The following is a 23,368-nucleotide window of genomic DNA, read 5'->3' as shown; positions in this document are numbered from 1 at the left end:
AAGTTTTTTCATTTTTTTGAATTTCTAAATTTTCTGGTTATCGTTTTTAGATGTCTAAAAAAATTAAGGAATTCCAATATATTTGATGGAATAGCGGAAATATAATAGTTTCACAAGATGCAAGGAAAGAAAATAACCATTAAGGATAAACTAGAGCCTCAGCGACTGATAAAAGTAGCTGCATTTGATCGAACTAAAAATCGAACGAGACCTCATAAACATAATGGTTATTTAGAATTGGTTTTCCTTTCTTCGACCAGCGGTAGACATTATATTGATGGGAGGGAAGCAGAGGTGAAAGTACCCTGTATCTTGGTAATCCGAAAGGATAATGTACATCATTGGGAATTGGAAAATCCCGTTGAAGGCTATGTTCTTTTGCTGAAGAAATTATTTGTAGAGCAAAGCTTAGATTTTGAAATCAGTAGGTTAGTGGAAGAGGTTGTCCAATTTGACCAAATCTTCTTAAAAGAGAAACTTGCCATAGAACAGATCTTAGGATTGTTGGCGACAGAGAATAATAAAATCGTACAGGAAGGGTTGTTTAAAGCCATGTTGGCAAATGTTTTGGAGAATGCTGATCAACAGATTTCTTCAAAGTTCATCCAGAACAACCTGTATATAAAGTTTTGCGAATTGCTGAACAAAGAGGCAAAAGTGGTCAACCATGTTGCTCATTATGCTTCCCAATTAAATACCAGTCCACAAAATTTAAGTGCTGCCTGTAAGATGCATGTTAACCTTACGGCATCCGAGATATTGGCGGGATATATTATCAAAGAAGCCAAAAGGCTATTGTTTTACACATCAAACAGCATTTCAGAAATTGCTTTCATGCTAGGCTTCTCTGATAAATCTAATTTTTCAAAGTACTTTAAACGCTATACAGGAATTACACCCACGGAATTCAAGAAACAAGATCCTTAAAATTCCTTCTCTCCGAACTCACTTTTTGGTAGTTTAATGATCTGATTCAACTTATGTAGGTTGAAATTCAGATTGATCAAAAAGACATTCTTTTCATAGATGTAATTTGTCGTGGTATAGAAATCATTTGAATAGGTCGTAATTCTTTGTTCATTAACTCCCCATTTCTTGTTCAGTTCGATAAACTGCCATAGCAATTGAGCTGTAATTGCACCTTTTAAGAATCCCTTACTGAGGTTGAAATGTGGAGTCAGGAACCTTGAATCCTTTCCTTGAACTGTTGGTCTTTCGGATAGGTAATTGACCTGTAAACCGGTGCTCCAAGTTGGAGAAAAATCTGCTTGTATCCCAGCATTGATGGAGTACACCCAGTCTTGGTTTGTTCGGGTTTCTTGATAGTCCAGTACCTTTCCTGAAACCTTGTAGTTATAAATATTAGCACCAGCATTGACCTTTAACCATGTCAATGGCTTTCCCTCGCCACCGATTTCCATACCATATCTTGAAGCATAATCGGCATTGGTAAATACACGGCGTAAGATCGTGTCTGCATAAACAGAGTTTACACGTTGGATTGGATTTTTAGTATGTTGGTAGTAAGCATTCAAGAATAAACTACCTGCACTTAATTTTTTCACAAGTCCCGTTTCCGCATTTGTAGTGAATTCAGGTAATAACTCCGGATCACCTTGTTCCAATGTTTCCGAGTGTTCACGCTCAGGAATAGGGTTCAGCTCAAAGTTATTGTTTCTTTGCACCCTTCTTGCAGCTGCTAATTTCCATGACCAACCAGCTCCCAGATCATGCATCAGATTAAAGCTTGGGTAGAGTTGGTGGATGGAATAGGGATATTCTTGATTATTGTCCAATAGCAGGACATCTCTTTGATAATACTCATAACGAAGGCCAAGGGAAAGTTGTGTGTTGTTGAATTTCCGATCATATTGGCTAAACAGGACATGTACTCGGTTGGTTGCATTTAAACGGCCCGTGAATTCAGGGTTTATTTGAAGGTATTGACCACCCTTTTCCTTATAAAAGTATTCAAAATTTCCCTTTTGCTTATCATTCCTTAGTTGGTAACCTGAAATCAATTCTGCATTGTCGAATTTCCATTGATGTTGTAGGGAGAGCCGCAAACCATGCAATGGATTTGTATAGATATTATGGGACCATTGCACTGTATCGACGTTGTTTTCAATATTCCCATTTTTTGTGGATCCATAGATGTTGGCAAATTCATAGATGGCTCCTAATTGTAGGGAGTGCCTTGGATTTATTTTATATTGATAAGAGAAGTCCACTAAGTAAAACTCACCTTGTTTGTTCTGTAGATTGGAATTGAAGTAATCTAAGCTGGAGATTTGATCGCCGCTGGAAGGCTGGATAGTTCTGTTATTATAATGAATATCAGCGAGCCTATCTTGGAATCTTCTTGAAGCAAGAACCCCTAAATTCAGGTTGTGTTTTTCAGATAGTTCATATGCAGCGTTTAATCTTAATCCGAAATTGTATTTGTCAAAACTACGTTCTCCTTTTGAAGGGAAGAAGGTTTGTTTGTCTCCAATGATGGTATTTACATCACCATCCCTGAAGCCAGCATTATCATTTCGAAGGTAGTTGGCAGATCCATTGAGTTCCAGCTTATCTTTTTTCAATTGGAAAGAAATATCACCTCCGAATCGTTTTTGACTTTCGATATTGTCATAATCGTCGATGCTAGGTAAGCCAGTCTGAAGGTTTAAGATCCATGCGAATCCATTTGCTGCTGATTTCTTTGTTTTTAAATTGATAATACCACCTTTTCCATCTGGATCATACTGCGCAGTAGGGCTTGTGATATATTCCACTTCTGAAACATCATTGGCAGCAATCTGCCCAAGTATGGTAGCAGGATCTATAAAGGATGGTTTACCATTGATTAGTACGATAACACCTGAATTCCCACGCATACTGATGTTTCCATTGGCATCGACAGATGCTGAAGGAAGGTTTTTGACGATATCTAAAGCAGTTCCGCCGACAGCATTTTTATATTGGCTGGCTTGATAGGTCTGTCGATCACTGCTATGTTTCTGGGCAGCGATATTTGCCGTAACAGTTACCTGTTCTAAACTTTGCTGAGCACTAGAAATTAAGATGTTTCCTAAATCAATGGATTTTTGACCCTTTATTTCAATTGGACTGTTCTTTTGACGGTAGCCAATAAACTTGATCTGCAATATGTATGGGCCATTTTTCAGGTCCGTAAACTGAAATCTACCGGTTGTATCGGTAATCATTCCATCGATTACCTTTTTGTTGATATCTAATAGACCTATACTGGCATAGGCTATTGGCGCTGATGATAATGAATCTTTTACTGTTCCGGAGATTTTTGATGTTTGGGCGATGCTAAATTGAACAGAGAAAATGAAGCAAAGTATGGCAATAATCCTTTTCAATGGTTTAAGTTTTTTTTCAAAAATAGAAAAGTAAAATCAGGATATGGATTGGATTGGAAATTATACCATTATATTTTCAAATCGACTTTTTATTAATAGAAAAATCCCCAATACGATTAGGTATTAGGGATTTTTAATGGGCTTGATCCAATCTATTTCTTTAGATATAGATTGAAGTATTTTGCAATTTTATCGTACATGTGGATTCTATCCTTTCCAACTACATTATGTTCGTGTGTTGGGTATAGGAAGTAATCAACCTGTTTACCGGCTTCAATACATTTTTGGATAAATTCCATGCTATGTTGTTGAACTACTACAGGATCTTGAGCACCATGAATAATCAATAAGTGACCATTCAATCGATCAGCCTTGTCTAGCATAGAGGTTTTTTCATACCCTTCAGGATTTTCCTGTGGGGTATCCATATATCGCTCGCCATACATCACTTCATAATATTTCCAATCGATTACCGGTCCACCTGCTACTGCAGCTTTAAAGATATCGTTGTGTTTGGTCATCAATGAGCTCGTCATAAATCCACCAAAGCTCCAGCCAAATATTCCCAAGTTTTCTGCATCTACATAAGGTTGGGATTTAAGGTATTCAATACCTTTCAATTGATCAGCCATTTCGGCTTCACCTAGATTGCGATGGGTTACACGGGTAAAGTCACGACCGCGTGCATCGGAACCTCTATTGTCCATCGTAAAGACAAGGTATCCTTGCTGTGCCATGTATAAATCGAAATAACCCACGCCACCTAGCCATTTGTCCGTAACCAATTGCGCATGCGATCCACCATATAAATAAACCATTACGGGATATTTCTTATTGGGATCGAAATTGACAGGATAGGTGATTCTAGCATTCAAAGGTGTTTTCCCATCTGCTGAGGTCAGGGTTTTGAACTCAATTTTAGGTAAATCAACCTTTCCAGTGAATGGATTAGTTGCTGTAACCAGTTTTTCGGCCTTGTTAGATTTTTTGTCAATAACCTGAACGATATTAGGGATATCTAAATTGCTGTATTGATCCAAGATATACTTTCCAGAGCTACTAACAGTTGCATTATGCGTACCATTGATACTGGTCAATTGGGTAGTTTTTCCAGATATCAGATCGACTTCAAATAAATGGCGTTCCATTCCCTGATTACTGGCGCCAATGTAATATCCTTTACTTCCTTTAGCATCAAATCCTTGAAAATCTGTTACTATGACATCTTGATAACCTAAGTTTTTGATCAGTTTACCATCTGTGTTATAAAGATAAAGTTGGTTAAAGCCATCTTTATCGGTCTGGTATAAAAACTGATTTGGCTTATTTGGCAGGAATTCCAATGCTACCTGAGGTTCGACCCAAGATGTTGAAGATTCTTCGAATAAAGTTTGCACAAGAGCTCCACTCTTTGCATCATATTTATTCAATTTTAGATGGTCCTGTCCTCGGTTTAATACCCCAACATAGACAAACTCATTTGAAGGATCCCATGTTACAATTGTTAGGTATTGTTCTTTTGGTTCCCCAGTTTGCAACTGAACATACTCTCCAGTTTCTGTATTGAAGATGTTCAATGTAACTTCCTCACTTTTCATACCAGCCATAGGATAGCGGATGTCCTTAATGCTGGCCACTCGGGTATCCCATTGCGGTAATGGATATTTGCTGACCATGGTTTCATCCTTGCGGTAATAGAGCAGCATTTTGTCATCTGGCGACCACCACATTCCTTTGGCAATACCAAATTCATTACGGTGAACGACAGAGCTCCCATTTACTATGCCATCAACTGTGTCTTTGGTGACGGTTATTTTGCTGCCATCGGCTTTAAGGATTTCAATATTATTACCGATCAGGTAGGCCGTGTTTTTATTTGCATGGCTAAATTCTTCAGCATCCCTGTTACTTGGAAGGGTCGCATTGAGCTTAGCTTTTTTGCTGTTTACATTGAAATTGATGTTATAGCTGTTTTTTTCACCATTGATAACCAGGTTGATGTTTTCCTTATCAATCCATTTGTAATTATTTGGAAAGGAGCGTAATGAGAATTTATCATTTGCGGCTATTTCCTTTAAGGCTTGTAGGATATCGTTGGTTGAAGCCAATTGAACAGGATTCCAATTATTCTTTGCTTCGCGAGCCAATAGGTTTTGGTAAGTACTGTCCAGGTTGGAGAATGCATCTGCATCTTTGATCCATTTTGCTGCAGTCAGTGTTTTAGGAGCAAACTTGCTTGGTCCATAAACCGTTTCATCGATTGTGAAACCTCTTTGACCATAAGCAACTGAAGAGCTTAATAATAGTAATACCAGTAGCTTTTTCATTGTTTAATCAAATTTTATGATGACGAAATTAAGGAATTGTTAGGAAAGGAAGGGAGAAAATGGTAAAAGTCAGGATAGTACAGGACACATAATCGGAAAGAGAGGACTATCTTAGTTTTAAGTTGAACTGGGACAACCACATATTGCTCAGACAATTAACCATATAACCTGTAAACACTAATTAAGATCGAACTCAGAATAATTAGATACAAAAATTACATATAAGATCCAGGGTAATCCTGGGCTTTGAGTGGATTTCTACTCGATGGGATTTAGTTGCCTTTAAATAGGGCGAGGTGGGTGTGTATTGGTTTTTGGTTAAGAGTTTTAGAAGCTGGTATTCCTGGTTTTTTAAGAAAACAAATAACACAAAATATAAACCTTTTAAACTTAAAACCATGATGAGAACCTACATCCGATGTGTTCCTTTATTGTTATTTTTCTTGTTAGCAAAAATGACATATGCCCAGGAACTCACGATTACTGGACGAGTTACCTCGACTAACAACGAGCCCTTAGCAGGTGTTTCGATCAAGAGTAGCTCTGGCAATGCCAGTACAAGCACTGATACCAATGGTGTTTATGAAATCAAGACCAGTTCAAATGCTAACCTGACCTTTACATTTATAGGTTATATTACCCATAGCGAATCAGTTAACAACCGAACGGAAATCAATGTTCAGATGAGTACCTCCTCTGAATCCATTGAAGAAGTGGTGGTAGCTGTAGGGTATGGGGTAGTCAAGAAAAGTGATTTGACCGGTGCAGTTGGTACCGTTCAAGGCGAGGCATTGCGTGAAAGACCAGCATCCAATCTGAATCAAGCCCTAGGAGGAAAAATAACGGGTGTAAATGTTTCCACCAGCTCTGGCCGTCCAGGTGGTCGGGCCAATATCAGGATCCGGGGGTCAAGTTCCATCTCCACTACCAATAATCCATTGTACGTAATAGATGGTGTAATCATGAGTAGAGATGGATTACAGAATGGTAGTTCACCGATTGATTATATCAATCCAAATGATATTGCTTCCGTGGAGGTATTAAAGGACGCCTCATCAACAGCTATCTATGGTGCCCGTGGTGCCAATGGGGTCGTTATTGTAACTACTAAGCGTGGTACTTCTGGAGGTGGAAGAGCTACATATGATGCAGAGGTTGGGGTAGGGTATGCTCCAAAATTATTGCCGGTTTTGAGTTCAGAAGAATTCTTAGCTGTTGAAGAATTAGCCTATGAGAATGCCAAGAAATTTGACCCTGTAGGTTGGGCTACAGGCACAAAATATACCGATCCTAAAACCAAACGGACCAACCCATTACTTTTTGATTCCAATGGCAAACCGCTTTACAATACGGATTGGCAGAAGGAGGCTTTCCGAAATGCCATTACACAGAACCATCAATTGGCTTTTACCAATGGAAATGAAAAAGGTTCTTATGGTGGATTTGTGAATTACAGAAATGAACAAGGCGTTGCATATGGCTCATGGCAGAAAAGATATTCAGCAAGATTTGTATTTGATACTGAGATCAAAGATTGGTTAAAGGTAGGTGGTGTATTGAGCTATACGGATCAAAAGGATAAGCAAGTTGATGAATTGGGCGGTGGAGGAATTACCATGATGCGTCAGGTACTTGAGGCATTGCCACTGATACCTGTTCGATATGCAGATGGTAGATGGGCAAGTAACCGCGATTATCCAGGTATGGAAGGTGGGGATAACCCAATCCGTGTAGCTGATGAAAGACTTTATTACCTATCTACCCAACCCTTTATTGGTAATATGTATGCCAATATAAAATTAATGGATGGGTTAGAGTTCCGTACCTCGATTGGTACGAATATCATCAATCAACGGAAAGATTATGCAGCAGCAGCAGGTCTGCAATATATTTCAAGTGATGGTTCTGCCAATGTGGACAATAAACGTTTTAATTCCTGGCAATTTGAGAACTATTTTACCTACTTAAAAGATTTCGGAAATATTCATTCCATAAATGCTATGTTAGGTTTTTCATGGCAGCATACCGATTATTTTGGTTCCTATGCAAGTTCCAGCAAGTACACGGATTTCTACTATCAATTCAATAATTTGGGAGCAGGGGCTACCATGAATGCACCTTCTTCAGGTGCGAATGCCAATGGATTGAACTCTTACTTCACTAGGATCAACTATACCCTGTTGAACAAATACCTATTTACCTTTACTGGTCGTGTGGATGGATCTTCCAAATTTGGACAGGATAACCAATATGCCTTTTTCCCTTCTGCAGCAGTGGCATGGAAAATCAATGAAGAGAACTTCTTAAAAGATTCGGAGAGCATCTCCAATTTGAAGTTAAGGATGAGCTATGGAGCAACGGGTAACTCTGAAATCCCAGCCTACCGCGCATTAGCCGGTATGGGGAATTATGAAATCATTCAGGGTGGTGATCGTATGGTTGGGGTAGGGACTGGCAGAATTGCCAACCCAACTTTAAAATGGGAGCGGACGGAGCAGGTCGATCTGGGACTTGAACTAGGTTTGTTCCAAAACAAGTTGAACTTCGAATTGGATGTATATCACCGTCAGGTTAACGATATGCTACTCGATGCCCCGATTCCATTGTCCAGTGGGTATGGAACCATTTTCAGAAATATTGGAAGTATGAAAAATGATGGGATAGAATTTGGCGTCAACGTGGCCAATATCGGCAATGATGTTTTCAGTTGGTCAGGATTGTTCAATTTCTCCTACAACAGAAACCAAGTTTTGAGATTGATTGGTGGTGCAGATATCTATAGTGGTGCGACCATTATCAGAGAAGGCGAGCCGGTTGGATCTTTTTGGGGTTTCCAACATCTAGGGACCTGGTCCAGCGCAGACGAAGCTGAAGCCAAGAAATATAATATGCTTCCTGGTGATGTGCGATATCAGGATATCAATGGAGATGGAGTCATCAATGATAATGATAAAACCATTATTGGTAGAGGGATTCCAGATGGTTATGGAACATTCTCCAACACCTTCAAATATAAAAATCTATCCTTATTGATCGATTTGCAATATATGTTTGGTAATGACGTGATTGATCGCAGTATTCACTCTGCTGAGGACAGACAGGGGATAGCAAACAGTTATAAGACGGTATTGAACGCTTGGACAGAGAGTAACCAAAACACTCCGATTGCACAGGTACGACCTATCAATGCCTATTATACAACAAATAACGATAGCCATAAAGTTTCAGATGCCTCCTTTATCAGAGGTAGAAACCTAATGCTTTCTTATACATTGAATCCAGATGTAGTTTCAAGAATGAAATTGGATCGACTACGCTTTTTTGCTTCCGTACAGAACTTCTTTGTGATCACGAAATATTCGGGTTATGATCCAGAGGTTTCTAATTCAGGCTCTGCATTTGATCAGGGATTTGGTCTATATGATTATCCAAGACCAAGGGTATTTACATTCGGATTAAACATTGGATTATAATAAAACAGGAAAATCATGAAATACATTAAATATATCAAGAGAACGATTCAAATAACTACAGCCGTAATATTAACGGCAGGTATAGTAGGCTGTTCGGGTTTTTTGGACGAATCCGATCCCAGTAATTTTACGGTGGAGAACTATTTCACCAAACCTGAACATGCCCGTAGTTCCGTAAGTGCTATTTACGCCAATTTAAGAAACCCAATGGTAAGTGGATTTGGTGGGGGAACCTGGATGATGCTTGAATTTGCTACGGGATTGGCGGGAACAGATTTAGGTCAGGCGGTAAACAGTTACTACGTAAAGGACCTCAGAAACACTTCAGACAATGGCTATGGCCTAGACTATTGGACGACCTATTATAAAGGTATCGGAAATGCAAACCTTTCAATTACGTATATTCCTCAAATCACGATGGATGAAGCTGAAAAGAAACGGATCTTAGGCGAAGCTCATTTCTTAAGGGCGTTTTTCTATTTTAATCTGGTGCAGATGTTTGGGGAAATCCCTTTGGTAACGGAAGCTGTAAGTCTGACATCAGAGCAGCTTTACCCAGAACAGGCAACCGTAGAGAAGGTCTATGAATTAATAGTAAGTGATCTGAAAGTTGCAGAGAACTCCGGTTTGCCATGGAGTGATCAAAGTGGGAAAGTAAATATGGGAATTATTAAATCCTTGATGGCAAAGGTTTACTTGACCATGGCCGGTTATCCATTGAACAAAGGGGCAGCTTATTTTGACCTTTCAGCCAAAGCATCTGAAGAAGTCATCAACTCCAAGCAATATCAATTGTTCCCTACCTATGCCGATCTACATGATCCCAAAAAGAAAAATGGGGTAGAGAATATCTTTAGCATTCAATATAAGACGCAGGTCATTGCCTCCAATTGGCAAGTCGCCATCATTCCTTACAACAAGAATATATCTGCGTATTCAGATGAAACAGGTGGAATCTATGCTACCAAGGATTTTGTGGAATCCTATGATGCAAATGACTTACGACGAGCTGAAAAGCAGTTTTTCTTTACCAAATATACCCATGAGTCTGATCGTAGCAAAGAAGTCAATTTAGGGGGATATTTCCTTTATAAGCATTTTGATGAGGCGGCGCAGACAAGTACGACAAACAGTGACCTGAATTGGTCTATCCTTCGATATGCTGATGTGTTGTTGATGTATGCTGAGGCAGCAAATGAAGTGTCTGGACCTAACCAAAAGGTATATGATGCGGTAAATGCGATCAGAAAAAGGGCAGAACTTCCAAACTTGAGCGGTTTATCCAAGGATCAACTTCGAGAAGCTATCTGGAAAGAGCGTTGGCATGAGCTCTGCTATGAGAATGTCACTTGGTTTGATATGGTGCGTTTAAGGAAGGCTTTCAATGTGAGTACCAAGAAATTCGACAATTACGTAGGTCACAAATTCTCCTATGGTCCAGTTTTGACCGAGCGGGAGTTATTGTTTCCAAAGCCTACAGCAGAAATCAGGAATAATAATAAACTAGTGCAAAATAAGGGCTATTAAGTGTTATAGATGTTTATTTAGAAAGCCGTCGATTGACGGCTTTCTTTATTTTTAAAACTTATACCGTGCGACCATACTGCCCCGATTGGAGGTTTTTGTTCCAGAAAAACCAGTTTCAATCTCGATGATATCCTTATTGATCAATGGGATTTGGTAGCCGGCAAACAAAGAACGATATAAAGCAGGCTTGAAATCAGGACCTATCCTTTGTCCATCTGCTTTTTGTAGGGTGCTGCCTTCATAAGCTAACCCTAAAGATCCGGCAATATATAGGTTCTTCGAAAGATAATATCGAATTCCTCCATTCAGGGAAAAAACCTCATGTTTCCAGATTTCAGGCATCGTTAAAAGAACATTTTTGGATATACCCCGAACGGTGACCTCATAATTTAAGGTTGAAAAGAAACTTATTTTATTTAAAGGTCGGTATTCATAGATCATTCCTACTCCATAGGAAGCACCATGATGGGAAAAATCATAACCCAGCATCGGACCTATTCCGATTGCATGGGTTTTTGCAGGTAAAGAGTCTTGGGCGTAACTTATATTCAGGACGCAGCAGAGAATCAGTGTTGAAAATAACGGATAGTTCATATGAAAATAATTTGCATTAAAACGATAAATATTTCTATACGGTAAAATTATTCCAAAGTAATTGAAAAAGAAATTTCTTTAACGTTTTTAACATAATAACTTGTTTATTATTAAAAAGTTAGCATTTTTTAACAGTTGGTTTGTATGAAAGCAATTAGATATTTTTAGCTCAATTAAAAGTTTGTTGTACGCTTATTTTTATTTATAATGATAATTTATTGATTTTTTTAGGTAAGCGATATATAATCTATCTCATTTTTATATATTTTTGCTTTCTGAAATTATAAGTCTTTAGTTATAAGATATTTCATAAGCAGTTTGAAAAATCAAAAAAGCCGTTCACTAATTATTTAATAGGCCTTACTCATTCAAAGTTATATCCTACTCATTGCCATTTAAATTATTGCCATTAAGCATTAGATTTAATTCAAATTGAATCAATATTGGTTAATTACTGATTTTGATTTTAGACGTTTCGCTAACTTTTAATACGCATCCGATGAATCTAACACAGGATACACAATCAAGCCAATATTACGATTTCAACGGTCATATTATTGATATGGTTGGCCAGATTCTGCAGCAGAAATTCCTAAAGGTGGAAATAGGTGATTTTGATGTAGGAAACTTAGTTGTTGAGAATCATAAAGAGCCAACGAATTCCTTCTTTTATAAATGTAGAACGGATGGGATGAATCATGCTAACCCAGAAACTGAACAGATCTGGTTAGCTTATTTTGATTTCTTCTTTCCTCCTGAAGATATTGTCCCTTTAATGCCGGAGCTTTTCCATGCTATCCGGCAAAAAGAATTGAATAAGGTATATTTCTTTTTTCAGCGTGCAAGGCCACAGCAGATTGGCGATTATAAATGGCATTTTGCTACCAGTAAATTATTTGCCCTTGGTGATGAAAGCCAGCCTGGGATATTATTTCGATATGCTTTTGAGTTGAATAAGGCAGAGAATAAACCACTTTCCTTAAATGATGAATCCTATTTCCAAAAGTATTGTAACCGTGTGATGTTGCTGAGCAAACGTGAAAAGGAAGTCATCAAGTTGATTGTTGAAGGTAAGTCTAGCCAGGATATCTCGGAGTTGTTGTTTATTTCCATCCATACCGTGAACAACCATCGAAAGAATATTACCAACAAATTGGAGATTAATAATCTATGTCATCTGACCAAGTTTGCCATATTGTTCAATATGGTTTAGGGCAGTCCTGACGGAGGAAGGATCTGGGAATAATGCAACCCTTATTTTCGGAATAATTCCATTGGCGGACTTTCCTGCACCTTCGGTTAGCACCCTGGGGTCATCCTGAGAATAAAAAAATTGGGCTAAATTTATCGGAAGGTAATGACAGCATGTTGGCAATAAAAATAAATAAGCACTTTTATTTATTAAATATAGAACCCCCTTTGGGGTTCCATTATTTTAGCTGGCATGGCACGCTAGCCTGGAAGTCGCGCAAAAACGATGTTCGATTAATCGAACATCGTTTTTGCATTAACCCAATATAGTTTACATCCATGCTAAAATAATTTATCCCCGCAGGGGATATATAGCGGATAAAAAATATTCTTCAGATAAATAAATATGAGCTTGAATGGCTAGAAACACAGATTTAACAAACTTGTAATTGGTACGGAGGAAGGATCTCGGATTATTACATACCTAATTCTGGGAATAATTGCATTGGCGTACAGGTCCTCCATCTTCGATGGAGAATGACAAGGTCATGAGGGGGAGAATCGTACAGATTCCTCACTCATCGTTCAGAATCAAAATGCGCTAAAGAGGGATTCAGAGTGAAACGAAGAATCTATTTTTTGTTTTTTTTTTAGCAAAATTGTGTCATTGCGAATCGTAAGATGAGCAAACTATTTTCTTTCTTCAGGAAGATTTATTGAAAAATATTTCAACCCTGCTTGAGGTTCATTAAATGATAAATTTAATTTCGAAAGCTCGCATTTCTCCGAGATGTTTCGTTCCTCAACATGACACCAAAAAACTTAATTTATTGACATTTCACCTCTGCTGGGGTTAGCCATTATTACCAATCTTCCATCTACACATATTTCACCCCCGCTAGTTTTTTTTAAAATGAGGCATGGATTGTTCCAAGACGCTTCGGGGAAACCTCAAGTTGACATTTAGAAAATAAAGGAATGACACCTGCCTTCAATGAAATGACTATTGATAGCTATTGATGTGGAAAGGTTTTATGCAGAAATTTATTCAAGAATTACAGTATCTAGGAACAAGCACTCTAGCTTCCATCAATAACCAATCATCATGATAGATCAAGCCCTTATATTGTTTAAGACTGAACTGCTGGCTTATTTAAGTTCTAAAGGAGATAATGCGGCCGGAGTCATCATCGATAATATTGGTTTGTCTGAAACTTCTGCAGGCAATGGTTTGCCCGATAATATTGTAATCAGTCTGGTCAATATTGAGGAGGAGAATACCCTGAAGAATCAATCGCCGTTGCGACGGATGCCAGATGGTTCAGCCTACTATGAAAATCCTGCTATCTATATCAATCTTTATGTATTGATTACATGCAATTATGCTGGAGACGGTTATTTATTGGCCCTGAAAAGGCTATCCATGGTGATCCGTTTTCTGCAAAGTAAAAGCAGTTTTTCATCATCCAATCCTGTAAATATTAATCCAATTGATCCTGACAATACTGAACCCTTCCATTTTAATATGGAGCTCTTCACCTTATCTTTTGAACAGATCAATTACCTATGGGGATCCTTGGGGGGTAGGCAAGTGCCATTCGCGATGTATAAGCTCCGGTTGATAAGCCTGTCTGAACATGTGAAAGTAAGGAATGCTCCTTTAATTGAAGAAATCGAAACTAAGCTCAGTAAAATAAATTGACGCCATGAGAACGCTCTATAAACCGTTATTTGAGGTAAAACTCCTCCACGAATTCTATCTGACCGATAGAACGGGAAATAACGTTTTTGATTTGAGCGCACAACCAGATCGACTTGATTTTCTCTTTCAGAAATATGAATCTTTTGCAGAAGAGATCAATAATGATCTGTCCTATGAAGTTTCGGAAAGCTGTCAGGAAATGTTCAAGAACTATGGTTTAAAGTTAATACCAAGTTATTCTGGATTAAAGGTTTTGATAGAAGTTAAACTCAAGAAATTAGCAAGTGGAGTGAGTACTTTTGAACCTATACATAAGTTAGGGGATGACCTTCATATTCCAATCTTGATCAAGAGAAAAACCTCAAGATATGATTCGATTAGCAATCAAAAGGTTGAACGAAATATCAATTCCACTTATTTATTCTGCAATGATTCCTCCTTATCTGGCTCCCGAAACTTTCCATATCTACATACTGAAGTGGCCAATCATGATGCCGCTATTGAATATGAGCAAGGGGAATTGGCAAAGTTTGGTCCTAATGATATAAGGGCATTTTATGTAGATACGGCCAATAACAAGCAGTGGCTAAGTAAAGCTGGAAAGTCATTTGCCAATGACAATGATCGGTTATTATGCGGGGCTAACTTTAGTTATTCCTTCGTAAATGCCAATAATATCAGCAAAGCAGATTTTATACTCAAGGATCATTTGGGGAATATTATCCAAGAACTACATTTTAAAGCTTCCAATCCATTTGCAAAGGTTCATTTAGCTTTTGATCCTAAACTATTGAAGATGCTACCAGAGGAAAAGATTAGCAATGAGTTGCTCTATAATCTGGAAGTTAGTGGAACGGGCTCTTTTGCTAAATCCCATAAAGTTGTTTTTTACTCAGATAAGCAAGAGTTAAGTAGCAGCATTGGGGTGATTCTCATTAAAGTGAAAGGGAATATAAGTGGCTATAAGCTATTTGATGCATCAGGTAAACTGATTACCCGAAAAAATCAATTTAATGTCACTGATCCAGCAGCACCGGTATTTGAAATTAATATCTCCAGCAAGGCTTCATTTTGGAGGTATATCAATAACAGAAATCGTGCTTTACAGAATGGTCTTTATTCTGACCTTTTGCAAATCATTGATGCGGTGTTAATTGCTAAAGAACCGCGACCATTGACCGCTAACACTACTTTATTTAGGTTACCGGATAGTAGTTTATTTTATCTTCCTAATCCTACAGGGACTCAGGAAATCCATATTGAGAATAAAAAGATATACAGTGATATAATGGTTCCAGAATCAGATTTATTTCCACTGGCACCTTGACCATAATTAAAAGAATAATAAATCAAAATCTATTGTTATGCAAGAATATAAAACCCCCGGAGTGTATATAGAGGAGATTCCACATCTTCCACCTTCGATTGCTTCGGTAGAAACGGCTATTCCAGCATTTATTGGATATACTGAAATAGCAAAATGGAAAGAAACAGATGATCTTAGGAATAAACCCTGGCGGATTGAGTCCATGCTTCAGTATGAACAATATTTTGGATATCCAGATCCGGAGAAGGAAAGCTTATCTGTTGTCTTTGGACCTAATGCAGATGTCAATGGGAAGATCGATGATACAAAAAGATCTAAATTCCTGATGCATTATAGTATGCAGCTATTTTTTGCGAATGGTGGAGGTCCATGCTGGATCTGTTCTGTAGGAAACTATGTAGACAGTGGAGGTTCTATTGTTGCCAGTAATCTGACGGATGGGCTGAAAGAGATTGCAAAGATCAATGAGGTGACCTTGTTGGTTTTTCCGGACTCGACCAATTTGAGTACAGCCTCTGATTATTACAATGTGCATACAGAGGCTATCAACCAATGTGTAGAGTTACAGGACCGTTTTACCGTTTTGGATGTCTATCATGATCCGGCTAATCTGACACAGTGGAGTCTAGATATCGATTTATTGAGAAGTATACTCTCTGGAACGACAGAATTCTATAAATATGCGGCAGTATATTTTCCAAAATTGTTTACTGGAGTTGATTATAACTATAAGGTAGCTGGGGATCCAAGTAAGGATAACGATGAACTGGTCAGCATTACCGGAGTGGCCGGAGCTAGCACCCTTAAAGAATTACTGGCTATCAATAATGAGAAATACTTTCAGGCAAAGAGTGCCATAACCAATATTCAGATGCTTATGCCAGTTTCTGCTGCCATGGTGGGGGTATATGCTCAGGTTGATAATGCAAGGGGAGTCTGGAAAGCACCTGCAAATGTCAATGTTGCCAATGCAATCCGGCCAGAATTCCTGATCAATCAAAAGGAACAGATGAACCTTAATGTAGATACGACCGCTGGTAAATCCATTAATGTTATCCGCTCATTTCCTGGAAGAGGTCCTGCCATTGTTTGGGGAGCTCGCACATTAGCGGGAAATGATAATGAATGGCGTTATGTTCCAGTGCGGCGATTCTTTTCCATGGTGGAGGAGTCTGTTAAAAATGCTACTGAGCAATTTGTATTTGAACCCAATGATCGCAATACCTGGGTGCGGGTTAAATCGATGATCGAGAATTACCTGACTCAGCAATGGAAAGCTGGTGCATTAATGGGCGCATCGACCAAAGAAGCATTCTTTGTTCATATCGGGCTTGGGGAAACCATGACGGAATTGGATATCTGGGAAGGCAGGATGATCGTAGAGATCGGTATGGCGGTTGTTCGTCCGGCCGAATTTATTATCCTTCGTTTCATGCATAAAATGCTGGCAGAGTCCTAAACCAAGTTTATTGTAAATTTTAAAAAACCATTGTTATGACCATTGAAAGCTCAAATATGCGAAACCCGAAAAACGGGAATTGTAATGGTAATGAGGCAAAGACAATAACTCAGAAAAATCTCCATCAGATAAAGGAAGATTACTGCAATAGACTGAAAGGGAAGTTAGGTGAGTTGAGTGAAAGTGAGGTCACCAGTGATGGGACCCTGATGATGTACGAAAAGAAGAAATGTGTTTTTGTCAAAACAGAAAAGAATTACCAAATGCTCCGAAACCTGGAATTGAAGGTCGGGGTAGAATTGATACAGTCTTCGGAAGAAATAAAAAAGAATGTTGCGGCAAGCATCAGCCAGAATGATGCATTGGTGGCAGGGTTGAAAGCGGTGTTGATGACGGCCAAGAATGCAAAGGTTGCTTTCGGAAATCTTCGGGAATCGGCAGCAAAATTGGATGCTGCTATGAATGATAGTTGTAATTCTGGGCAACTAAGGATTTTGGGATGCTCAAATGACAACTGTAATGATGCTGAAAAACGAAATGAATCGGATAATCGGCCAAATGAATGCCAAGATGCCTGTCGGATTTTGAACAAACTGGTTGAAAGACCGGTTGACCTGAGCCTAGAAATTGATATTATCTGCAATTCAGTGGCTGATATCATTGGTATACAGTCCTTTTCAAATATTAAATCCTTAGAGAAATTCCAACAGGATTTTGCTGGCAATGCCAAAACTTTTGATGATCTAATCCAAGCGCAGATCAATACGGCGACCGCGGGATTAAAGAAATCTCAAGATGATCTGACATTGGCGATTAAATCCCATACGCAATCCAGTTATACCCTTTATGGTAAACGTAATGAATTGGAAACCTTGGTTGAAGTCAAGGATTATCTATGCTGCCATAAATGCAGTTGCATCGGCGACTGTGGTTGCAATGAAGGGAATAATGAGGAGAATAACAGATTCAAGAAGTGTAAATGTGATATCTGCGACATCTGTAGGGAGGTCACTGAAATCTATTGCATCCGTGATAATGAAGGTGGCTCAAGCTGTGATTGATTGAGGAAACATTTTCAATATGGTAAATTTTAAAATAGACAATTATGTTAAGCTATAATGAAATAAGCAATTCTGAGCGGGATATTTTTGATTGCTGCGATCAAAAACCAAACGGTAATGAGCCAGGAGGAGATTGTTGCTATGATGCATGGATGGGTGATCTGGTCCAAGTAACCTCAGATTGGAAGGCAGCAAATGCCTACGCCAGCAATAAGGAACTGGAATATAACCTGAGCATTGAGGAAAGAGATCGACTCAAGGCATGGTTTGCTGACTGGGAAGCTACAGATGAAAATGCAGATGCCCTGTGTCGCCAACTGGAACTATTTATCCTTTTGCTACAAAAGGTCTGCATCGTTACGGACAAAACCAATAAAGCCATAGAGATCTTATTCTGTATGGTCGAGGATCTTTATATCCGTGTGGATAGATTGAAGTCAAACTATGACAAGTTAATCCTATGTATCAATTGCTTGAAACGACCAGAGTTGGCACCAGGAATTGGAATCATGAAAGTCCTTGAAGACTATGGCCAGAAATTAGATGCTGTGATCTTAACCCGAGACATCATGATTCCACAGGTTGTTGCCGTAGTAGAATTAGCCTACGGTCTGCACATCAATATCTGTGAAGAGTATGGTCTGAAAAGGACCATTCAATATTGGAAGGATAAATTCCATTGTAACCAATCGGGTACCGAAAGTACAGCTTATGCAGAGCAGGCCAAAATTGAAAGCAGTTCTGATTCCCATGAATGCTGTTGTATAGAGCCACATATCCACCTGCCGATCGATTCTGATGAATATTACCATCAATTGGAATCAGACTATAATCAGACCAAGCAGCGTGTTGATGTGTTGAAAAAGGAATTGGATTCCGCAAAAGAGAAAAGGGATGCACTTTTTGCATGCAAGCAAAGTCTTGAGAATGCAATCAATGAGGTGAATCCTGCAAATAAGTGTAAATAATCAATAAATCATTTGTTATGTCAAACGATCCTAAAAAAAACTACCCACTACCGAAGTTCCATTTTCAATTGGATTGGGGTGGTACTAGAATTGGTTTTACAGAAGTTAGTGGACTTGACTTTGAAACTGAGGTTATTGAATACCGTGAAGGCAGTAGCCCTACCTATAACAAGACAAAACAGCCTGGATTGACCAAATACCCGAATGTGACGCTGAAACGCGGTACTTTCTTTGGGGATTTTGAATACTTTGAACAGTGGAAAAAGACCATGATGTTCCAGGAAGGCAAGGAGAAATTTAGGAGGGATGTTACCATTCGATTACTGGATGAAGAACATCAACCGATCATCTCCTGGACACTCTCTAGAGCTTGGCCTTCAAAGGTACAATCCACTAATTTGAAAGCCGATGCCAACGAAGTGGCCATTGAAACCATGGAATTGGTGCATGAGGGTTTATCCATTGTAGAAGCTAAAAAATAAGTTATAAGCCATGGCTGACAGTTTATATCAAACGGTCAATTTTCATTTTTCAGTGAATTTTACATTGAAAGGGAATAAGGCTGTGGATATTAAATTCCAGTCTGTAACTGGTTTGGACTCTTCGATTGATATAGAAACCATAAAGGAAGGTGGTGAAAACAGGTTTGAGCATGTTGTCCCTGGACGGCATAAATATGGTCCCTTGGTACTAAAAAGGGGATTGATCTCACCAGGTTCATCAGCGATTACGGATTGGTTAAAAAAGGCTTTCGACGACCAGGTTTATGAAACCTTGGAAACCGTGGTCATCAATCTATTGGATGAGGAACATCAATCCATTATGCATTGGAAAATTAACAATGTATGGCCAAGGAGCTGGAAACTTTCAGAACTGAATGCCGGGAGGGCGGAAGTACTGATCGAGACGCTAGAGCTGAATTATAACCGATTAATTTTTCAAAAATCATAGTTATGCCAGTTGAAGTTAGGGAGTTGGTCATTAAGGCGACGGTTGTTCAGGATCTTGCTTCCCCTGAAGGAAATGGAGGTTCTCAGGATAATGGTGTCACTGCTTCAGAGGAGCTGATCAAGATTTGCGTAGATAAAGTTTTGGATATTATTAAGGACAAAAATGAGCGCTAATTATAGTTCGGGGAAATTGGAGAAACTGTTGATCTATTCTTTTACAGATAGGCAGTTTCAGGTTAAGGGTGTGGAGCAAACCAATAAGCCAGCATTCGTAGCCCCGATCAATCCTGAGGCTTTTTCAAAGAACTTTAAAATTGAACACGATGTACAAAGACCTCACGGGTCTGGCTCTTCAGAAGTGAAATTTAAATCTACTGCGCCAGAGGAACTGAAGCTTGATTTTATTTTGGATGGTACCGGAACCATGGAAGGCTATTGGGAGGAATACAAAACCAAACCCGTCAATGAGCAATTGAAAATCTTCATGGACTGTGCCTATAATTACCAAGGTGACATCCACCGCCCCAATTTCTTGTTGATTATCTGGGGTTCAGAGATTCGATTCCGCTGTGTATTAGCAAATCTGGATGTGAATTTTACCTTATTTAAGCCTGATGGTACACCATTGCGGGCAAGGTTATCCGCAACTTTTCTGGATTACCAGTCTCGCGAACAGCGCATGGCAGAGGACAATCCCTCATCTCCAGATTTGACCCATCACCGAGTAATCAAACAAGGTGATCGATTGGATCTGATGACCTATGGTATTTACAATGATCCGAAGTACTTTTTACAGGTTGCGAAAGCTAATGGTTTGACCTCAATAAGAAGGTTACAACCAGGAAATGATATTTATTTTCCTCCTTTTAATAAAAACGAAAACTAATGGAAGAGCTCATCATACCGAATCCGTCCCAACATGATACTATTTCGTATGAAATATCATTGGGTGGGTCTAAAATGGATTCTTCTTACGAAATACTCAGTATATCCATTGATAAGGAAGTCAATCGGATACCCACTGCAAAGATTTTGTTAAAAGATGGGGATGCCGCATTAGGCAGTTTTGAAATCAGCAACAAGGAGGATTTTTTACCCGGCAGAGCGATTGAAATCAAGTTGGGTTTTGATAGCGACAATAAACAAGCATTTAAAGGCATCATCACGAAACAACAGGTAAAGGTTAAAGAAAATGGAAATACGCAATTGCAGATCGAATGTAAAGATGCCGCAATGCGAATGACCTTGGGAAGGAAAAGCAAATATTATCTAGACCAAAAAGACAGTGAAGTAATGGATAGCATCATCAGTGCTTATGCAGATTTAAAGAGTGATGTTGAAGCTACTCCCTTGAAACATAAAGAACTGATTCAGCATCACCTCAGTGATTGGGATTTTATTGCTTTGCGTGCCGAGGCCAATGGACAATTACTGTTTGTGAATGATGCTGAGTTGAAAATAGAATCTCCCAAAACAGATACTGATCCTGTATTACAGGTTACCTATGGGTCTTCAATAATGGAGTTTGAAGCGGAGATGGACCTTCGCAGTCAATGGTCAAAAGTAGAGGCTCATTCCTGGGATTATAAAAACCAGGGATTGTTTACGGCAGAGGTTGATGAAGCTTCTGGATTTACGCAATTGGGAAATGTGAATAGTTCTGATCTTGCTTCGGCCAATAAATTGGAAAAGTTCTTACTCCATCATAGCGGTAACCTTTTGGAACAAGAGCTAAAGGCTTGGGCAGAAGGGACAATGCTGCGCAGTAGATTAGCGAAAATCAGGGGCAGGGCAAGATTTACAGGTTTTGCTGAAATAAAACCTGGGGATATGGTGAAGATCGCCGGTGTCGGTGACCGATTTAACGGCAAGGCCTTTGTGACCGCGGTAAGACAAGAAGTAGGTGATGGTACTTGGTATACCAATATTCAATTTGGTTTAGATCCTGCAAGGTATTCTTCTTTATATCAAGATATTGATGATTTTCCTGCTGCTGGCCTGTTAGGTTCAATTCAAGGGCTACAGATAGGGAAGGTCCTGCAGTTGGAAAATGATCCAGATGGTGAAGACCGAATCTTGGTCAAGATTCCAATCATAGAAAACAATTCAAATGGCACTTGGGTTCGGGTGGCAAGCTTGGATGCAGGAAGTGATCGTGGTACTTTTTTTAGACCAGAGATTGACGATGAGATTATAGTAGGTTTCATCAATAACGATCCAAGGCATGCCATCATGTTAGGCATGTTGAACAGTAGTGCAAAACCAGCTCCACTTAAAGGAGCTGATGCCAATGATGAAAAAGGAATTTTCACCAGAAGCAATATGCGTGTGCATTTCAATGATGCCACCAAGACAATCAACATAGATACACCAGCTGGGAATAGTATAATCCTTGATGAAGACGGCAAGAAAATAGAAATCAAGGATCAAAACAGCAATAAAATAACGATGGATAGCAATGGGATCATAATGGAAAGTCCAAAAAACATCGAAATAAAAGCTGGTGCTGAACTGAAGATCAGCGCCGGCACCAAAATGGAAATTATAGGAAAAACCATGACCCTGAAATCAGATACCAATGTGAATATCAATTCAGCAATGACAAAGATTAATTCAGATGGAGTAACCGAAATCAAAGGGTCTTTGGTAAAGATAAATTAGAAATATAGAACTGGTTATGGCTTCAGCAGCAAGAATAAACGATTTGCATATCTGTCCCATGGTGAATCCTGGGCCAGTGCCGCACGTTGGTGGTCCAATTATTGGTCCAGGCGTACCAACGGTCCTCATTGGAGGCGTTCCTGCTGCTGTTGTTGGTGATTTGTTAGTCTGTACTGGTCCGCCAGACAGTATTGTTCAAGGTTCCATGACCGTCTTGATCGGTGGAAAACCTGCAGCAAGACAAGGTGACATGACTGCACATGGTGGCACCATTGTAATGGGATTTACAACAGTTCAGATAGGAGGATAAAAATAAAGGACATGGAAAATTCTTTCAATTCATTTTTAGGAACAGGCTGGTCTTTCCCGCCTGAATTCAATAAGGTTTCCAATTCGGTGGAATTGGTTTCCGGAATTGAGGATATCGATCAAAGCTTGAATATTCTATTGTCAACAGCTCTGGGCGAAAGGGTCATGCAACCTAAATATGGCTGTGACCTGACTGACTATGTCTTTGAATCGCTGAACAGTTCAGTGATTGGCTACCTAAAGGATAGGGTGACCAATGCCATCCTGTTCTATGAACCGAGGATCCGAGTGGAACAGATAGAAATAACAAGTAGTGATTCCATGGAACTTATTGAGGGTCGCTTTACGATCAGCATTCAGTATTTCGTTCCAGGAACTAACTCCAGGTTTAACTATGTCTATGATTACTATTTAAATGAAGCATTAAAATCAATTTAAGTTGGATATT

19 protein-coding genes are annotated in these 23,368 nt (G+C 39.1%); 16 read left to right on the top strand and 3 right to left on the bottom strand.

Annotated elements, in window-relative coordinates; translation table 11 throughout:
- Positions 1–117 precede the first annotated feature (117 nt).
- On the top strand, positions 118–927 hold the full coding sequence (locus tag ACWICE_RS09670) for an AraC family transcriptional regulator (RefSeq protein WP_454298227.1): 810 nt from the start codon (positions 118–120) through the stop codon (positions 925–927).
- On the opposite strand, the gene ACWICE_RS09665 is transcribed toward ACWICE_RS09670, so the two are convergent.
- Both ACWICE_RS09665 and ACWICE_RS09660 read right to left on the bottom strand, forming a co-directional pair.
- Positions 924–3,371 carry a TonB-dependent receptor gene (locus ACWICE_RS09665; RefSeq protein WP_454298226.1) on the bottom strand — a complete coding sequence of 816 codons (2,448 nt, stop codon included), beginning with the start codon at positions 3,369–3,371 and terminating at the stop codon, positions 924–926. The genes ACWICE_RS09670 and ACWICE_RS09665 overlap by 4 nt on opposite strands.
- A gap of 152 nt (positions 3,372–3,523) precedes the next feature.
- Complete coding sequence (locus ACWICE_RS09660; protein ID WP_454298225.1) at positions 3,524–5,698, bottom strand: DPP IV N-terminal domain-containing protein; 2,175 nt, start codon at positions 5,696–5,698, stop codon at positions 3,524–3,526.
- A 398-nt stretch (positions 5,699–6,096) separates the two neighbouring features.
- On the opposite strand from ACWICE_RS09660, the gene ACWICE_RS09655 reads away from it, so the two are divergent.
- Both ACWICE_RS09655 and ACWICE_RS09650 read left to right on the top strand, forming a co-directional pair.
- A complete protein-coding gene (locus tag ACWICE_RS09655; protein ID WP_454291839.1) occupies positions 6,097–9,171 on the top strand; it encodes a SusC/RagA family TonB-linked outer membrane protein in 3,075 nt (1,024 codons plus the stop codon).
- 15 nt (positions 9,172–9,186) lie between these two features.
- On the top strand, positions 9,187–10,698 hold the full coding sequence (locus tag ACWICE_RS09650; protein ID WP_454291838.1) for a RagB/SusD family nutrient uptake outer membrane protein: 1,512 nt from the start codon (positions 9,187–9,189) through the stop codon (positions 10,696–10,698).
- A gap of 51 nt (positions 10,699–10,749) precedes the next feature.
- Here the strand turns inward: ACWICE_RS09650 and ACWICE_RS09645 are convergent, their stop codons facing one another.
- Positions 10,750–11,292: a hypothetical protein gene (locus ACWICE_RS09645; RefSeq protein ID WP_454298224.1), complete on the bottom strand. Its 543-nt coding sequence runs from the start codon at positions 11,290–11,292 to the stop codon at positions 10,750–10,752.
- 499 nt (positions 11,293–11,791) lie between these two features.
- Between ACWICE_RS09645 and ACWICE_RS09640 the strand changes: the two genes are divergently transcribed.
- The 13 genes from ACWICE_RS09640 (at position 11,792) to ACWICE_RS09580 (ending at position 23,358) form a co-directional block, all read left to right on the top strand.
- On the top strand, positions 11,792–12,505 hold the full coding sequence (locus ACWICE_RS09640; protein WP_214648416.1) for a response regulator transcription factor: 714 nt from the start codon (positions 11,792–11,794) through the stop codon (positions 12,503–12,505).
- Between the two features lie 1,083 nt (positions 12,506–13,588).
- Positions 13,589–14,185: a DUF4255 domain-containing protein gene (locus ACWICE_RS09635; protein WP_185216560.1), complete on the top strand. Its 597-nt coding sequence runs from the start codon at positions 13,589–13,591 to the stop codon at positions 14,183–14,185.
- Between the two features lie 4 nt (positions 14,186–14,189).
- Positions 14,190–15,512 (top strand): hypothetical protein, encoded by a 1,323-nt coding sequence (locus ACWICE_RS09630; protein ID WP_454298223.1) that lies wholly within the window; start codon positions 14,190–14,192, stop codon positions 15,510–15,512.
- 37 nt (positions 15,513–15,549) lie between these two features.
- On the top strand, positions 15,550–16,971 hold the full coding sequence (locus ACWICE_RS09625; RefSeq protein ID WP_185216556.1) for a phage tail sheath family protein: 1,422 nt from the start codon (positions 15,550–15,552) through the stop codon (positions 16,969–16,971).
- 35 nt (positions 16,972–17,006) lie between these two features.
- Positions 17,007–18,032, top strand: a complete 1,026-nt coding sequence (locus ACWICE_RS09620; protein ID WP_454298222.1) for a hypothetical protein — start codon at positions 17,007–17,009, stop codon at positions 18,030–18,032.
- Positions 18,033–18,076: 44 nt separating this feature from the next.
- The gene (locus ACWICE_RS09615; protein ID WP_185216552.1) at positions 18,077–19,000 is read left to right on the top strand and encodes a hypothetical protein; all 924 of its coding nucleotides are present in this window, start codon (positions 18,077–18,079) and stop codon (positions 18,998–19,000) included.
- A gap of 17 nt (positions 19,001–19,017) precedes the next feature.
- Entirely contained in the window at positions 19,018–19,482 is a 465-nt protein-coding gene (locus ACWICE_RS09610; RefSeq protein WP_093096915.1) for a phage tail protein, read from the top strand.
- Positions 19,483–19,492: 10 nt separating this feature from the next.
- Complete coding sequence (locus tag ACWICE_RS09605) at positions 19,493–19,951, top strand: phage tail protein (protein ID WP_185212338.1); 459 nt, start codon at positions 19,493–19,495, stop codon at positions 19,949–19,951.
- Between the two features lie 2 nt (positions 19,952–19,953).
- Entirely contained in the window at positions 19,954–20,124 is a 171-nt protein-coding gene (locus tag ACWICE_RS09600) for a DUF5908 family protein (RefSeq protein ID WP_185212337.1), read from the top strand.
- The gene (locus ACWICE_RS09595; protein WP_185212336.1) at positions 20,114–20,836 is read left to right on the top strand and encodes a CIS tube protein; all 723 of its coding nucleotides are present in this window, start codon (positions 20,114–20,116) and stop codon (positions 20,834–20,836) included. The genes ACWICE_RS09600 and ACWICE_RS09595 overlap by 11 nt, the downstream gene beginning before the upstream one ends.
- Positions 20,836–22,611 carry a type VI secretion system tip protein VgrG gene (gene vgrG, locus ACWICE_RS09590; protein WP_454298221.1) on the top strand — a complete coding sequence of 592 codons (1,776 nt, stop codon included), beginning with the start codon at positions 20,836–20,838 and terminating at the stop codon, positions 22,609–22,611. The genes ACWICE_RS09595 and vgrG overlap by 1 nt, the downstream gene beginning before the upstream one ends.
- A 16-nt stretch (positions 22,612–22,627) precedes the next feature.
- Positions 22,628–22,921: a PAAR domain-containing protein gene (locus tag ACWICE_RS09585; RefSeq protein WP_454298220.1), complete on the top strand. Its 294-nt coding sequence runs from the start codon at positions 22,628–22,630 to the stop codon at positions 22,919–22,921.
- 11 nt (positions 22,922–22,932) lie between these two features.
- Complete coding sequence (locus ACWICE_RS09580) at positions 22,933–23,358, top strand: GPW/gp25 family protein (protein WP_093096902.1); 426 nt, start codon at positions 22,933–22,935, stop codon at positions 23,356–23,358.
- Positions 23,359–23,368 lie beyond the last annotated feature (10 nt).

Source organism: Sphingobacterium sp. NPDC055346, from assembly GCF_053645235.1.
The sequence above is the reverse complement of the archived record's forward strand: the minus strand, read 5'-3'. Positions and strand labels throughout refer to the sequence as shown.

Coding starts and splice junctions, on each gene's coding strand:
- ACWICE_RS09595 (WP_185212336.1), top strand. CDS start 20,114: ATGAGCGCTAATTATAGTTCGGGGAAATTGGAGAAACTGTTGATCTAT.
- ACWICE_RS09610 (WP_093096915.1), top strand. CDS start 19,018: ATGTCAAACGATCCTAAAAAAAACTACCCACTACCGAAGTTCCATTTT.
- vgrG (WP_454298221.1), top strand. CDS start 20,836: ATGGAAGAGCTCATCATACCGAATCCGTCCCAACATGATACTATTTCG.
- ACWICE_RS09635 (WP_185216560.1), top strand. CDS start 13,589: ATGATAGATCAAGCCCTTATATTGTTTAAGACTGAACTGCTGGCTTAT.
- ACWICE_RS09655 (WP_454291839.1), top strand. CDS start 6,097: ATGATGAGAACCTACATCCGATGTGTTCCTTTATTGTTATTTTTCTTG.
- ACWICE_RS09580 (WP_093096902.1), top strand. CDS start 22,933: ATGGAAAATTCTTTCAATTCATTTTTAGGAACAGGCTGGTCTTTCCCG.
- ACWICE_RS09625 (WP_185216556.1), top strand. CDS start 15,550: ATGCAAGAATATAAAACCCCCGGAGTGTATATAGAGGAGATTCCACAT.
- ACWICE_RS09585 (WP_454298220.1), top strand. CDS start 22,628: ATGGCTTCAGCAGCAAGAATAAACGATTTGCATATCTGTCCCATGGTG.
- ACWICE_RS09620 (WP_454298222.1), top strand. CDS start 17,007: ATGACCATTGAAAGCTCAAATATGCGAAACCCGAAAAACGGGAATTGT.
- ACWICE_RS09660 (WP_454298225.1), bottom strand. CDS start 5,698: ATGAAAAAGCTACTGGTATTACTATTATTAAGCTCTTCAGTTGCTTAT.
- ACWICE_RS09605 (WP_185212338.1), top strand. CDS start 19,493: ATGGCTGACAGTTTATATCAAACGGTCAATTTTCATTTTTCAGTGAAT.
- ACWICE_RS09600 (WP_185212337.1), top strand. CDS start 19,954: ATGCCAGTTGAAGTTAGGGAGTTGGTCATTAAGGCGACGGTTGTTCAG.
- ACWICE_RS09640 (WP_214648416.1), top strand. CDS start 11,792: ATGAATCTAACACAGGATACACAATCAAGCCAATATTACGATTTCAAC.
- ACWICE_RS09670 (WP_454298227.1), top strand. CDS start 118: ATGCAAGGAAAGAAAATAACCATTAAGGATAAACTAGAGCCTCAGCGA.
- ACWICE_RS09615 (WP_185216552.1), top strand. CDS start 18,077: ATGTTAAGCTATAATGAAATAAGCAATTCTGAGCGGGATATTTTTGAT.
- ACWICE_RS09645 (WP_454298224.1), bottom strand. CDS start 11,292: ATGAACTATCCGTTATTTTCAACACTGATTCTCTGCTGCGTCCTGAAT.
- ACWICE_RS09630 (WP_454298223.1), top strand. CDS start 14,190: ATGAGAACGCTCTATAAACCGTTATTTGAGGTAAAACTCCTCCACGAA.
- ACWICE_RS09650 (WP_454291838.1), top strand. CDS start 9,187: ATGAAATACATTAAATATATCAAGAGAACGATTCAAATAACTACAGCC.